Below are 14680 nucleotides of genomic sequence, written 5' to 3' on the forward strand. Positions count from 1 at the left end.
TATTTTAGAGTGCAATTTAATCAAAGAGTATAGACCTAAATATAATACCATGTTGATGGATGACAAGACTTATCCGTATGTGATGGTAACTGTCAGTGAGGACTATCCTAGAATTGTTCTTGCCAGAAGAATGAAAAAAGATAATAATAAATATTTTGGACCATTTACCAGTGGAGGAGCTGTCAGAGATACGATAGAGCTGCTTCAAAAAATGTACAAAATCAGAAATTGCAATAAGTCAATTTTAGATTTTTCTGAAATAAACATTATAGAAAATAAAGAGAAAGAAACTCCGAAAATAAACGGCAGACCTTGTCTGTATTATCATATCGGGCAGTGTGAAGGAGCATGCCAGGGTTACATAACAAAAGAGAACTATCGAGAAAATATAAATAAAGCAATTAAATTTTTAGAGGGAAACTATAAAGATACCATAAAAGAGTTGGAAGAAAAAATGCAGAAAGCTTCTGCGGAGTTAGATTTTGAGAGGGCAATGGAATGCAGGGATTTAATTAACAGTATCAATCATGTTGTCGGAAACCAAAAAATTACATCTCACCAATTCGAAAACAGAGATATTATTGCGTATGCAGAAGAAGGAAATGACGCTGTGGTACAGGTATTTTTTGTGAGAAATGGAAAACTTATCGGAAGGGAGCATTTTTATCTCACTACAGCTGTGGGTGATACGGGAAAGGATATTCTGACGAGTTTTATTAAGCAATACTATGTGGGAACACCATTTATTCCGCATCAGTTATTGGTTCAGGAAGAAGTGGAGGAACCGGAACTTTTAAGTGAATTATTGAGCAGAAACCAGAATTATACCGTAAAAATTATACATCCTAAAAAGGGAGATAAAGAAAAATTAGTTGAGTTAGCGGCAAAAAATGCCAGAAATTTATTAGAACAGAACAAAGAAAAATATAGAAGAGAGCAGAAACGTACAATAGGTGCAGTTCGGGAAATTGAGGAATTAATTGGGATTAGTAATATCCACAGGATGGAATCTTTTGATATATCCAATACAAATGGATATGAATCAGTGGCATCTATGATTGTTTATGAGGATGGAAAACCAAAACGCAATAATTATAGAAAGTTTAAAATTAAATCTGTGACGGGACCGGATGATTATGCCAGTATGGAAGAGGTTTTGACGAGACGTTTTCAACATGGACTGGAGGAGCGCAAAAGACTGGATATGGAAGATAGTGATTATAAACTTGGAAGTTTTAGCAAGTTTCCGGATATACTTATGATGGATGGTGGAAAAGGCCAGGTAAATGTGGCGCTTCGTGTACTCGATAATCTTGGTATTGATATTCCGGTTTGTGGAATGGTGAAAGATGATAATCACAGGACAAGAGGATTGTATTTTAATAATATAGAAATACCAATAGATACACATTCGGAAGGATTCAAGCTGATTACGAGAATACAGGACGAAACGCACAGGTTTGCTATAGAGTATCATAGAAGTTTGAGAAATAAAGGGCAGGTTCATTCTATTTTGGACGATATATCCGGAGTAGGACCGGCCAGAAGAAAAGCGTTGATGAAACAGTTCAAAACCATTGAAAATATAAAACAAGCTACAGTGGAGGAATTGGCAGCAGCACCGTCTATGAATGAGAACGTAGCAAAGAAGGTATATGAATTTTTTCATAAGACATAAATTTAATGTATACAAAGAAAAGTGCAAATGATATTATATCAGACAGAAGAGAGCATCGAAATAAAAGTGATGGGAAGGAGAAGATATGTCAGATATCAGCATCAAATTTACAAAGATTGTAGAAAATTATAGTCTTACAAATCATACGCCAGGGATTGATACAGATAAAATCATGATTACAATTCCCGAAGTGAACAGACCGGCATTGCAGCTGGCAGGATTTTTTGAACATTTTGACAAAGAACGTGTACAGATTATCGGAAATGTTGAATGTGCATTTTTAAACAATATGGTAAGAAAGAACAGACAGTGGGTTTATGAGAAACTTATGAGCAGTGGAATCCCTTGTCTGATTCTTTGTAGAGGCAATAAGCCGGATAAAGATATGATTGAAATAGGAGAAAAAAATGGTGTGCCTATTTTATCTACAGATATTGCTACATCAAGGTTTAATGCAGAGTTATCCAGATGGTTGAATGTGGAATTGGCGCCTTGCATTACAAGACATGGTGTTTTGGTAGATGTTTATGGCGAAGGTGTATTAATTATGGGAGAGAGCGGAATTGGAAAAAGCGAGGCTGCCCTTGAATTGATAAAGAGAGGACACCGTCTTGTTACCGATGATGTTGTTGAAATACGACGTGTCAGCGACGAAACGTTAATCGGCACATCTCCGGAAATCACAAAACATTTTATTGAGTTGCGGGGAATTGGGATTATAGATGTAAAGGCGCTGTTTGGTGTGGAAAGTATTCTTGATACTGCGAATATTGATATGGTAATAAAATTAGAAGAGTGGGACAGAGAAAAGGAATATGACAGAATGGGACTTGATGACAATTATATTGAATTTCTTGGGAACAAAGTAGTCTGTCATTCAATTCCTATCAGACCGGGTCGAAATCTTGCGGTTATTGTAGAATCGGCGGCGGTAAATCACAGACAAAAGAGAATGGGTTACAATGCTGCACAGGAATTATATAACCGTGTGCAAAAAAATATGATGAAAGGCTTTGAGCAAGAGTAAAATACTATAGGAGGTTTATATAGAAGGATGAAATATTGTTTTGGAGTTGATGTAGGAGGAACTACGATTAAGATTGGCTTTTTTAAGATAAATGGGGAGTTGCTTGATAAGTGGGAAGTCAAGACAAGGACAGAAAATTTTGGGGAAAATGTTTTGGCAGATATTTGCGAAGCATTGGAAGCGAAATTGATAAAAGAGAAAATAGGATTAGATGAAATTTTGGGAATTGGAATCGGACTTCCGGGCCCTGTTCTTTCGGATGGAACAGTATTACAGTGTGTTAATTTAGGATGGGGAACATTTAATGTGGAGAAAAAGCTTTCTGAAATGTTTCACGGCATAAAAGTGAAGGCGGGAAATGATGCAAATGTTGCAGCCTTAGGTGAAGCCTGGAAAGGCGGCGGAAAGGACTATGATGATATTGTAATGATTACTCTTGGTACCGGCGTAGGTGGAGGAGTTGTTATCAATGGAAATATTCTTACGGGATATAATGGTGGCGCCGGTGAAATCGGACATATGCATATGCAGGATGGAGAGCCGGAACAGTGTAATTGTGGAAGACATGGTTGTCTGGAACAGTATGCGTCAGCGACCGGTGTGGTTAGATTGGCAAAAAGATATATGGCAGAAAATGACGATAACACAAAGATGAGAGATTTTGGGGATAATATCACAGCAAAAGATGTTTTTGATTTGGCGAAGGATGGAGACAGGGGAGCTGTCAAGGTAACAGAGAAGATGGGAGACTATCTTGGAAAAGCAATGTCTCATGTTGCGGTTACAATCAATCCACAGGCATTTATTATTGGTGGAGGTGTCAGTAAGGCCGGTCAGTTTCTTATTGACGCCATTAAAGATACATATAGAGAAACCTGCTTTTCTGCATGTGGTGATGCCGCTGTGCATTTGGCGGAATTGGGAAATGATGCGGGAATGTATGGAGCAGCAGCGTTGGTGGTAAAGCAGTAAAAATCAATATTGTTGGAATGAAAAAGAAAGAGGTATTTTGATTTGTTTGAAAAATTAAAAGCAATTGTAGGAGAAAACTATATAAAGGCAAATGAATCTATGGCGGGTCACTGTACTTTCAGATGTGGAGGAAAAGCTGAGTTTTATGTTGAACCGGGTTCTATCAGCGAGCTTGTGGATGTAATTCAAATATGCAGACAAAACGAATATCCATATATGGTTATTGGAAATGGAAGTAATATTTTAGTCAGAGATGAGGGATATCAGGGAGTAATTATTGAAGTAAACTCAAGAATTTCGTCTATTGATGTTATTGGCGAGGATATAGTCGCAGATGCAGGCGCAAAGTTGTCTATGGTGGCTATGGCAGCGATGGAGAACGACCTTGGCGGTTTTGAATTTGCTCATGGAATACCGGGAAATGTAGGTGGAGCCGTGATAATGAATGCAGGCGCTTATGGTGGAGAAATGAAGGATGTTATCAAGTGGGTTAAAGTTCTTGACCGGGATGGTAATATTAGAAAAATAGATGCCTCGGAATTAGAGTTTGGATACCGAACGAGCAGGGTTGCAAAAGAGGGAATGATTGTTTTGCAGATGTGCATTTCCTTATTTATGGGAAGCTCAGGCGAGATTAGTATGATTATGCAAATGCTTATGCAGAAACGTAAGGCAAAACAGCCGTTGGAGTATCCTAGTGCAGGGAGTACATTTAAAAGACCAGAGGGGTATTTTGCAGGAAAATTGATTGAAGATGCAGGATTAAGAGGATATCGTGTTGGAGGTGCAATGGTTTCTGAAAAGCACTGTGGTTTTGTCATTAATTATGAAAATGCTACAGCCACGGATATCCTGACGCTTATTAAAGATGTGCAGAGAATAGTAAAAGAAAAATTCGATGTAAAATTGGAACCGGAAGTGAAAATAGTGTAAATTGCTGGCAGCAGTGTAGAGGAGACGTGTAATGCGGTTTGTGATTGTTACAGGAATGTCGGGAGCAGGAAAGATAACCGCTCTGAAGATATTTGAAGATAACGGATATTATTGTGTAGATAATCTGCCGATTGATTTAATAGAAAACTTTGCTGATTTATTATTTAGTCAGACCAGTGAAAAAAATAAAGTTGCGATTGGCGTAGATATAAGAAGTGGTGACAATCTGGATAAGGTGAACAGAATCCTGGAAAGTATGAGAAAAAAAGAACAGGGTTATGAAATTTTGTTCTTAGATTGCATGAATAGTACATTGATTCAACGATTTAAGGAAACAAGACGCAGCCATCCAATGGGGGATGCTGATAGTGTGGAGAATGAAATCAATGCAGAGCGCAGAAAACTGGATTTTTTAAGAAATCAGGCTGATTTCATTATAGATACGAGTAAACTTCTCGTCAGAGATTTAAGAGCAGAAATTGAAAAAATTTTTGTGATGAATCAGGATTATAGAAACCTGTTTGTCACAATCATGTCATTTGGGTTTAAGTTTGGCGTACCGGCAGATTGTGATTTGGTTTTTGATGTAAGGTTTTTGCCAAATCCGTATTATATTCCGGAGTTAAAACATAAGACAGGAGAGCAGAAAGAAGTTCAGGATTTTGTATTAAATTCATCTGTGTCACAGGAATTTTTAATTAAGCTTACAGATATGATAAAGTTTTTGATTCCAAATTATATTGACGAAGGGAAAAATCAGCTGGTAATTGGAATTGGCTGTACAGGTGGACATCACAGGTCGGTTACAGTGGCAAAAGAACTATATCAGCAGCTGAACAATAGTGATGCTGTCTATGGAATTAGAATCTCCCACAGGGATATTTTGAGATGACGTTTGGGTTGGAAGAAAGTGAAATAATATGAGTTTTTCCGGGAAAGTTAAAGATGAGTTATCCATACATATAAGTAGTGCGATGCACTGTAAAATAGCTGAGATTGCTGCTATATTATCTATGTGTGGAAGTGTTTCGATTGATGAAAATAATAATTATTCTGTCAGGTTTCGCACAGAGACAAGAGCGACCGCCGAGAAGTTAAAAAAACTTTTATGGAAAACTTTTCGTTTTGAGACAGAAATTGTTTGCAGGAACAATGCATATTCAAAAAACCAGCAGACATATACTATAAGCATAAAGGATAATGAGAAAGCAAAAAAGGTTTTACAGGCAACAAAATTAATAAATGAAAATGGAGATATTGAGGAAAATTTTTCTATAACGAATAACGTTGTAATAATGAAAGATTGTTGTAAAAGAGCATTTATCAGAGGTGCTTTTATGGCGGCAGGGTCCATAACTAATCCACAGAAATCTTATCATTTTGAAATAAAATGCAATAGTGATAAAAAGTCGGAGCAAATAATAAATTTACTCAAAAGTTTTGCGATTGATGCAAAAACAGTTGCAAGAAAAGGTAATTTTGTGGTATATATCAAGGAAGGCGAAGGCATAGTTGACGTCTTAAATGTGATGGAAGCGCATGTCGCCTTGATGGAAATGGAAAATATTCGTATTTTGAAAGATATGAGTAATTATTACAACCGACAAAATAATTGTGAAATTGCAAATATTAAGAAAACTGTTTCCACATCTTTTAGACAGATAGAAGATATTAAGATGATAATCGAAAAGAAAGGATTATCCTATCTGCCTGAAAAGTTACAGGATATCGCCATTGTCAGGATTGATAATCCTGATGCTTCGTTGCAGGAATTGGGGCAAATGTTAGAGCCGCCTTTAGGAAAATCGGGGGTTAACCATCGTTTAAGAAAAATTTGCCAAATTGCGGATGATTTAAGGGGATAACCCCGGGAAAGGAAGTATTACAATGACAACAAAGGACATTACAATTGAAATCAAGCAGGGGACTGAGACGAGTCCGGTAGCAAAGTGTGTACAGGTAGCCAGCCAGTTTGAGAGCAAGATTTACGTTGAATATGAAACCAAAAAAGTGAATGCAAAAAGTATTATGGGGATGATGGCACTTGGTATTGTTCCAGGGCAGACGGTAAAGGTTTCTGCTGAGGGTGGAGATGAAGTCCAGGCAATAGAAAGTATTGAAAAATATTTAGGAAATAAATAGTAGAGAAACAGATTTAGGTGTTTAAAAGAAGAAAGGATGATGTTGAGATTATCCTTTCTTTTTTGTATGTGGCCGACACCGCTTCAGGTGCTTGTAAAAGTATAATGAAAAATTAAGAAGAAAATAGTATTTTGTGGTGTAAAACTAAAAAATCAATGAATAGATAAAAAAATGAATACTTGAAATAGTAGTGAAAAAATTACATAATCATATTAACAAAGCAAGGACAAAAAGGAAGAGTAGCAGCTTTGAACGGAGAGAATAAGAATTTTCTGTTAAGGGGGGATGCCACAACGTGAAATCTTATTCACAGAGAACTCGGCGCTGGAAAGTGCTTAAAATGAGTATAAAAAATTAGCGTATTAACTATCTTTGAATGTTTTTCTCTATATAATTTTTTAAAACCCCGGGTCTTTTATGACCTGGGTTTTTGTATGCAGTCAATGCCGTTTCCGGTGATTATTTACCAAATATTTTATAAATGTGTTATACTAAGATATTATAAGAAAGTAGGTTCATATGAGTTTTACACATTTACATGTACATACAGAATATAGTCTGTTAGATGGTTCCAGCAAAATTAAAGAGATAACAAAAAGAGCGAAAGAACTGGGGATGGATAGCCTTGCAATTACTGACCATGGAGTAATGTATGGGGTAATTGATTTTTATCGTGCAGCTCTGGCAAATGATATTAAGCCAATTATTGGATGTGAGGTTTATGTTGCACCCGGTTCCAGGTTTGATAAGGAGGCAAATGCAGGTGATGATAGATATTATCATCTTATTTTGCTTGCAGAGAATAATAAGGGGTATGCCAATTTATGCAAAATTGTATCTAAGGGTTTTGTAGACGGTTTTTATTATAAGCCTAGAGTAGATTATGAAGTTCTTGAACAATTTCATGAAGGTATTATTGCATTGAGTGCCTGCTTAGCCGGAGAAGTTCAGAGATACCTTGCCAGAGGAGATTATGAGGCAGGACGAGAGGCAGCTATCAGGCATATAAATATTTTTGGAAAAGAAAATTATTTTTTAGAGTTACAGGACCATGGTATTCCGGAGCAGAAAACTGTGAATCAACAGCTTTTAAGATTGAGCAGGGAATTAGAATTAGATTGCGTCTGCACAAATGATGTTCATTATACATACGCTGATGATGTGGAAGCCCATGATATATTGTTATGTATACAGACAGGTAAGAAAAAAGCTGATGAAGACAGAATGAGATATGAGGGCGGACAGTTCTATTTAAAATCTCCACAAGAGATGGCGGAATTGTTTAAATATGCTCCTGAGGCATTGAGCAATACTGAAAAAATTGCAAAGAGGTGTAATGTTACGTTTGAATTTGGTGTCACAAAATTGCCAAATTATGCTGTTCCTGATGGATATACACCTTGGACATATCTGAAAGAATTGTGTGTGAATGGTTTACATAATAGATATCCTGTTTTTCGTGGGGAGAAAGATGAATATTGTAAACTGAGTGCCGGGGAATTAGAAGAGAGATTAGATTATGAATTAAATACAATAAAAAATATGGGATATATAGAGTATTTTCTGATTGTTTGGGATTTTATCCATTATGCCAAATCGAACGGAATTGCAGTGGGACCGGGAAGAGGTTCCGCAGCGGGAAGCCTTGTGTCCTACTGTCTGGAAATTACTGATATTGAGCCTATGAGATATAATCTTATTTTTGAGCGGTTTTTGAATCCGGAGCGTGTGTCTATGCCCGATATTGACGTGGATTTTTGTATTGAGAGAAGACAGGAAGTTATAGATTATGTGGGAAGAAAATACGGAAAAGACCATGTGGCTCAGATTGTTACCTTTGGTACTTTGAAGGCAAAGGGAGTTATCCGTGATGTGGCAAGAGTTTTGGACATGCCATATGCACAGGCGGATTCCATTGCTAAGATGATACCAAATGATTTACATATGACATTGGATATTGCATTGAGACAAAACAGGGAATTAAAAGACTTGTATGATAGTGACGAGGAAGTCAAATATCTTATTGATATGTCAAGGAGACTGGAAGGTTTGCCGAGACATGCCTCTATGCATGCAGCAGGTGTTGTTATATGTGGTAAGCCGGTTGACGAGTATGTTCCGTTATCAAAAGCATCTGACGGTTCTATTACCACACAGTATATTATGACAACTCTTGAGGAGTTAGGTTTGCTCAAAATGGACTTTTTGGGTCTTAGAAACCTGACGGTAATACAGAACACTCTGAGATTTATACAGAAGAACAGAGGTAAAGATATTGATTTAAATAAAATAGATTATTCAGACAGTAAAGTGTTGGAGTATATCGGAACCGGAAATACGGAGGGGATTTTCCAGTTAGAAAGCGCCGGAATGAAAAGCTTTATGAAGGAATTAAAACCTCAAAGCCTTGAAGATATCATTGCGGGAATTTCTCTTTACAGACCGGGACCAATGGATTTTATTCCAAAGTATGTGGAAGGAAAAAATAATGCCGACAGTGTTACTTATGACTGTCCGCAGTTAGAACACATTCTCGAACCAACTTATGGATGTATTGTTTATCAGGAACAGGTAATGCAGATAGTTCGCGACTTGGCAGGTTTTACACTCGGAAGAAGCGACCTTCTAAGGCGTGCAATGTCTAAGAAAAAAGCAGATGTAATGGCAAAAGAGCGTCGAATCTTTGTATATGGTGACGAGTCAGAGGGAATTAAGGGCTGCATTCATAATGGAATTGGTGAACAGGTTGCCAATAAGATTTATGATGAGATGACGGATTTTGCACAGTATGCATTTAACAAGTCTCATGCTGCGGCTTATGCGGTTGTAACATATCAGACTGCATATTTGAAATATTATTATACAGCTGAATTTATGGCTGCAATGCTTTCATCTGTTATGGATATGACAAGTAAAATCGCAGAATATGTTTATTCCTGTCGTTCCATGGGAATAAAAATTCTTCCACCCGATATCAATGAGGGTGAAAGTGGTTTCTCGGCAAAAGGAGATAGTATAAGGTATGGTCTTACTGCCATAAAAAATGTAGGCAAGGCTATTATAGACAATATCGTTTCAGAGCGTGAAAGTCATGGTCAATATAAGGATTTGGAGGATTTTATTACGAGAACTGCTTCTCTTGGGGTAAATAAACGGGCAATAGAAAATTTTATCAAAGCGGGAGCTTTTGATTCTTTTGGAGCAACGAGAAAACAGATGATGATGGTTTATATTCAAATTATTGATAGTGTAAATCAGGAAAAGAAAGATGCAATGGCGGGACAGATTTCGTTGTTTGATTTTGCAGATGAAGAAGATAAGCAGACTTATAAAGTACAGATGCCTGATGTGGGAGAGTATGACAGTGACCAGAAATTAGAATTTGAAAAAGAGGTTATTGGAATATATGCCAGTGGACATCCGTTGCAGGATATGGAAGAAAAATGGAGACGTGTCATTACAAATATGACGATTGATTTTGGTATTCCGGAAGAGGGAGAAGTGCCAAAAGTAAGAGATAAAAGCCAGGTTAAAGTAGGTGGAATTGTTACGGCTATTACAAGAAAATTTACGCGAAAAGGGGACCAGATGGCATTTTTGACACTGGAAGACCTTGTGGGAACAGTGGAAGTTGTCGTTTTTCCAAGACAGTTTAACAGATACAGGGAGCAGATTGTTGAGGGCAAAAAGATTTTTGTAAAAGGTGAGGCGAATGTGGAAGAGAATGCGGCAGGAAAAGTTGTCGCAAATGAGATAACAGAATTTTCACAGGTTTTTTCAGAACTTTGGATTGCATTCCCGGATAAAGACGCTTATATTGCAGGAGAGCCGCAATTACTGCAAATTTTGTCTGAGAATAAAGGTAACGACAAAGTAATGATTGCTCTTGCAAAAGAGAGACAGAGTAAAGTCATGCCGGTTCAATATAGAGTGGATGCGACACAGGCTTTTGTGGAACGATTAAAAGAAGTTTATGGAAAGGATTATGTTAAACTTCGTCAATAATAATTAGAAATAGTTTACATAATGTAAAGGAAAGGTTATAACATAAATGATAATTACATCAGCGGCCAATGAGCAGATAAAGAGTATTATCGCTTTAAAAGAGAAATCCAAGGTAAGAAAGACCAATAAATTATTTACGGTAGAAGGCATTAAAATGTTTTCGGAAGTACCAAAGAAAGACTTGGCAGATGTGTATGTCTCGGAAAGTTTTCAAAAACAAAATAAAAATATTTTAAAAAATATAGATTATAAGGTTGTTAGTGATAATGTTTTTAAGAAAATTTCTGATACTGTGACACCACAGGGAATATTGGCGGTAGTCAGACAAAAAAACTATACGGTAGATTATATTATTAATAATCGAAAAAAGAACAAAAGCTGTATTGTTGTTCTTGATAGGCTGCAAGACCCGGGAAATCTTGGAACGATTGTTAGAACCGGAGAGGGAGCAGGTATTTCCGGTATTATTTTAAGTAATGATAGTGCGGATATTTACAATCCTAAAGTGATACGTTCAACAATGGGGTCGATTTTTAGGGTTCCCTTTGCTGTTACGGATAACCTTCCGGATGCAGTAGACAAATTGAAAGCTTGCGGAATTACCACATATGCCGCACATTTAAAAGGAAAAGAGTATAATAAAGGAATATTTGAGCAGGATTGTGCCTTGTTGATTGGAAATGAAGCAAGGGGATTGAGTCAGGAGATTTCTCAAAAAGCGGATAGATTAATTAAAATTCCAATGGAAGGGAAAGTTGAGTCACTAAATGCTGCAGTTGCGACAGCCATATTAATGTATGAAATAAAAAGAGAATGAAACAGAGCAGGGCTTTTTATATGCCTGCTCTGTATTGTAAAATAAACCAATATATGTATATTGGTTTATTTTTGAGTTCACTTATTATAGTGTACCTAATTTTTCAATTGCCTTATCGGCTATGATTTCGTCATAATGTTCCATAAAAAACAACTCTTTTACATAGGTAGGTGTTTCCCTTATTCCGTTTTCGGTTAAAATACCACAAATTCGGTTCAGGTTTTTCTCTTCTTCAATCTCCATACAAAGGGAAAGATAATATTTATTATCAAATGGAGATTTATAAATTGAACTGTCACCTTTGTAGAATGGGGCAATCATTCTTGCTACAGAAATAATGTCATTTAAATTGTTAAATGCATAAATACTATATAATAAAGAGTCTTCCTGTTGACCGGCATCAGAGTTTGAAGTCTTGTCATTCTCTTTAAATTGTTCGTTGATATTCTCAAAGTCTTCAATTTCAAGTTCAGAGTCATCAAAATGTGAAAGGATACTGTCTTTAAATTTTTCTTTTATTTCATCTTTCATTTCTTTTGAGAAAAATTTAGAAAGATGTTCTTCCGTGTCCTCCGGATTATCTACTTTAGTAATAACTAAAATAATACTTTCGGGAGAGACAGGAATCGCTTCGACCATTAATGGAATATCATTTACTTCAAATCCAAAGTCGTCATTAGCCTGACGCATCATATCCTGAAAAAGTTCCCTTGTCTTACCGGTTCCATAAGCTAATTCGCTTATTTTTATATCACGGTCTTCAAGGTCTTCTTTGGTTAAGGTACAGCGAATCTGATTTTCATTGATTTTTTCAATTTTCATAAAAATCACCTCTCATTCAAATAGATTCGTTATAGTAATAGCTTAAAAGCTATTTCTTATATTAGTATATCCAATAAATTTCAAAGTGTAAAGTTTTTAAGTTAGTAATATCTTACAAGTATAATATATATACGGAAAAAATGTACAAAATATTACATAATTTTAAAAAGTATAAGTACGCTGGTTTACATAATTTTTTTATGAAAAGATATTCTGTTTATGTGGGATACAATAAATAATATATTATTAATTGTTGATGAAATAAAAACAATATGTTATAATTTGTTTGGGAAAAAAGAATAATGCGGGAAACATGAGCATTACAATAACTGGATTTCAATATATCACGAAATTCATATATTTATTATGGTTTCCCCATGAGTGTGGACTTCTGTACCATTATTTTGATGGTGCAGGAGTCTTTTTTTTGTGTTATGATACTAATATTAGTATGTTTAGGAGGAAGACTAAGTGAGAAAAAACATAAGAATTTTGACTTTAACGATTTTAGTCGCTGCTGCTTTTTTTACAACCGGATGTGATTTCTTTAAGAAAACGAATGACGGTAAAGTAGATTTGAAGTGGTATATGGGACTCACATATGAAAATGAAAATGGCGAGGACGTTGAATATACAGTCAAAAGTGGTGATAGAGTTGTTGCTGTGGCATTAGAGGATAAGTATAGTGACAAATTTGCGATTATGAAGGATGTAGATGTGTTTGTTAATATTGACACAATAAAAGATAATATAGATGATAGATTTTATTTTGACGCTAAGAGTGAAAAGCTTTTATTTACAAATGCTACAACGATTTATGAAATGCCTTTAAATGAAAATGTTGTAAATGATGATAATATTGAATATACGACATGTATTAAGGATAACAAGCAGTGTTATATTAATATACAGTTGGTTAAAAAGTTTATCGATATTGACTATAAGTTGAGTAAGGCTGAGGATGACAAACCGGCGTTACTGAGTATTCGTTATCGAAGTGGCGAGAGAAATATTATGTCAACTAATGACGATATAGAAATGAGGACAAAGGGTGATTATCAAAATTTGATTGTTACTGAAATTCCGGAAGATACGAAAGTAACAGTAATTGAGACGAGCAAAAACTGGAATAAAGTAAGGACAGAAAATGGTTATATCGGATATGTACCTGTAAAAAAATTAGATGGTGAGAGTAAGGAAGAAATAAATTTTAAAAATGATGATGACACTTATACACATGTAACTTTAGATACAAAGGTAAGCCTTGCGTGGAATCAGATATATAATCAGACTGCAAATAACAATCTGGATGAATTAGTGGCCAATACAAAGGGAATCAATGTTATTTCGCCGACATGGTTCTCATTGGCAGACAAAAACGGCAATTTATCTACACTTGCAGATTTTAATTATGTAGAGAATGCACATAAAAAGGGGATGCAGGTTTGGGCGCTGGTAAATGATTTTGCAGACAAAAAGTTGACAAAGAAAGTGTTAACCTCTACAGCGTTGAGAAAAAAATTAGTGAATAACATTATGTACTATTTAAACAGTTATGAGTTAGATGGAGTAAACATTGATTTTGAGTATATTACAGAAGAAATAGCAGATGATTATCTTCAGTTTTTGAGAGAATTATCGATTGAGTGCAGAAAGGCGAAAAAAGTGCTTTCTATTGATAATTATGCACCGGCAGAGTGGAGCAAATATTACGACAGAAAACAGCAGTTAAAAATAGCTGATTATATTATTATAATGAACTATGATGAGCATACAGTAGGCAGTGATGAGGCAGGTTCCGTATCGTCCTTATCCTATGCAGAAAAGTCTATTAAAGATACGATTGAGGAAACCGGAGACGCCGAAAGGATTATAAACGGCATGCCTTTTTATACAAGAATATGGGAAATGAAAAGTGAGACTGAGGAAGATGACGGTTCCGGGAAATTGATAGAGGATGCTGTCAATGGAAATTATTATCTTTCGAGTTCTGCGGTAGGTATGGCAAAAGCAGAAAATGAATACAAAGATGCCGGCGTTAAACCTGCTTACGATGAGACAACAGGTCAGAATTTTGTAACTTATGCAAAAGGAAGCTCCACTTATATGATATGGTTAGAGGATGAAACATCTGTTGCTGCAAGACTGGAACTGATGAATAAATATAAATTGGGTGGTGCGGCTTATTGGGCGCTGGGACAGGAAAAGGATAGCATTTGGAAGACTATTTCAAAATATTTTAAATAATAGTAATAAATTGTTATATTGTCTCATATAATTCAGA

11 protein-coding genes are annotated in these 14680 nt (G+C 35.9%); 10 read left to right on the top strand and 1 reads right to left on the bottom strand.

The window, feature by feature from the left end; genetic code table 11:
- The 9 genes from uvrC to rlmB form a co-directional block, all read left to right on the top strand.
- On the top strand, nucleotides 1-1678 hold a 1678-nt coding region (gene uvrC, locus Q5O86_RS06970), incomplete at its 5' end, for an excinuclease ABC subunit UvrC (protein ID WP_302626420.1).
- Nucleotides 1679-1763: 85 nt separating this feature from the next.
- A complete protein-coding gene (hprK, locus tag Q5O86_RS06975) occupies nucleotides 1764-2705 on the top strand; it encodes an HPr(Ser) kinase/phosphatase (RefSeq protein ID WP_302626421.1) in 942 nt (313 codons plus the stop codon).
- 27 nt (nucleotides 2706-2732) lie between these two features.
- Nucleotides 2733-3677, top strand: coding sequence for an ROK family glucokinase (locus tag Q5O86_RS06980; protein ID WP_302626422.1), 945 nt, complete (start codon nucleotides 2733-2735; stop codon nucleotides 3675-3677).
- A gap of 42 nt (nucleotides 3678-3719) precedes the next feature.
- Nucleotides 3720-4610, top strand: a complete 891-nt coding sequence (murB, locus tag Q5O86_RS06985) for a UDP-N-acetylmuramate dehydrogenase (protein ID WP_302626423.1) — start codon at nucleotides 3720-3722, stop codon at nucleotides 4608-4610.
- A gap of 31 nt (nucleotides 4611-4641) precedes the next feature.
- Nucleotides 4642-5502, top strand: coding sequence for an RNase adapter RapZ (gene rapZ / locus Q5O86_RS06990; protein WP_302626424.1), 861 nt, complete (start codon nucleotides 4642-4644; stop codon nucleotides 5500-5502).
- Between the two features lie 28 nt (nucleotides 5503-5530).
- Complete coding sequence (whiA, locus tag Q5O86_RS06995) at nucleotides 5531-6475, top strand: DNA-binding protein WhiA (RefSeq protein ID WP_302626425.1); 945 nt, start codon at nucleotides 5531-5533, stop codon at nucleotides 6473-6475.
- Between the two features lie 22 nt (nucleotides 6476-6497).
- A complete protein-coding gene (locus tag Q5O86_RS07000; protein WP_302626426.1) occupies nucleotides 6498-6752 on the top strand; it encodes an HPr family phosphocarrier protein in 255 nt (84 codons plus the stop codon).
- A 519-nt stretch (nucleotides 6753-7271) separates the two neighbouring features.
- Nucleotides 7272-10757, top strand: a complete 3486-nt coding sequence (locus Q5O86_RS07005; protein WP_302626427.1) for a DNA polymerase III subunit alpha — start codon at nucleotides 7272-7274, stop codon at nucleotides 10755-10757.
- Between the two features lie 46 nt (nucleotides 10758-10803).
- Nucleotides 10804-11574 (top strand): 23S rRNA (guanosine(2251)-2'-O)-methyltransferase RlmB, encoded by a 771-nt coding sequence (gene rlmB, locus Q5O86_RS07010; RefSeq protein ID WP_368074753.1) that lies wholly within the window; start codon nucleotides 10804-10806, stop codon nucleotides 11572-11574.
- Nucleotides 11575-11658: 84 nt separating this feature from the next.
- On the opposite strand, the gene Q5O86_RS07015 is transcribed toward rlmB, so the two are convergent.
- A complete protein-coding gene (locus Q5O86_RS07015) occupies nucleotides 11659-12396 on the bottom strand; it encodes an adaptor protein MecA (protein WP_302626428.1) in 738 nt (245 codons plus the stop codon).
- A gap of 471 nt (nucleotides 12397-12867) precedes the next feature.
- Between Q5O86_RS07015 and Q5O86_RS07020 the strand changes: the two genes are divergently transcribed.
- Nucleotides 12868-14643 carry a glycosyl hydrolase family 18 protein gene (locus Q5O86_RS07020; RefSeq protein WP_302626429.1) on the top strand — a complete coding sequence of 592 codons (1776 nt, stop codon included), beginning with the start codon at nucleotides 12868-12870 and terminating at the stop codon, nucleotides 14641-14643.
- The last annotated feature ends 37 nt before the right edge of the window (nucleotides 14644-14680 follow it).

This window comes from uncultured Eubacterium sp. (assembly GCF_937958975.1).
Lineage (GTDB): Bacteria > Bacillota > Clostridia > Lachnospirales > Lachnospiraceae > Eubacterium_G.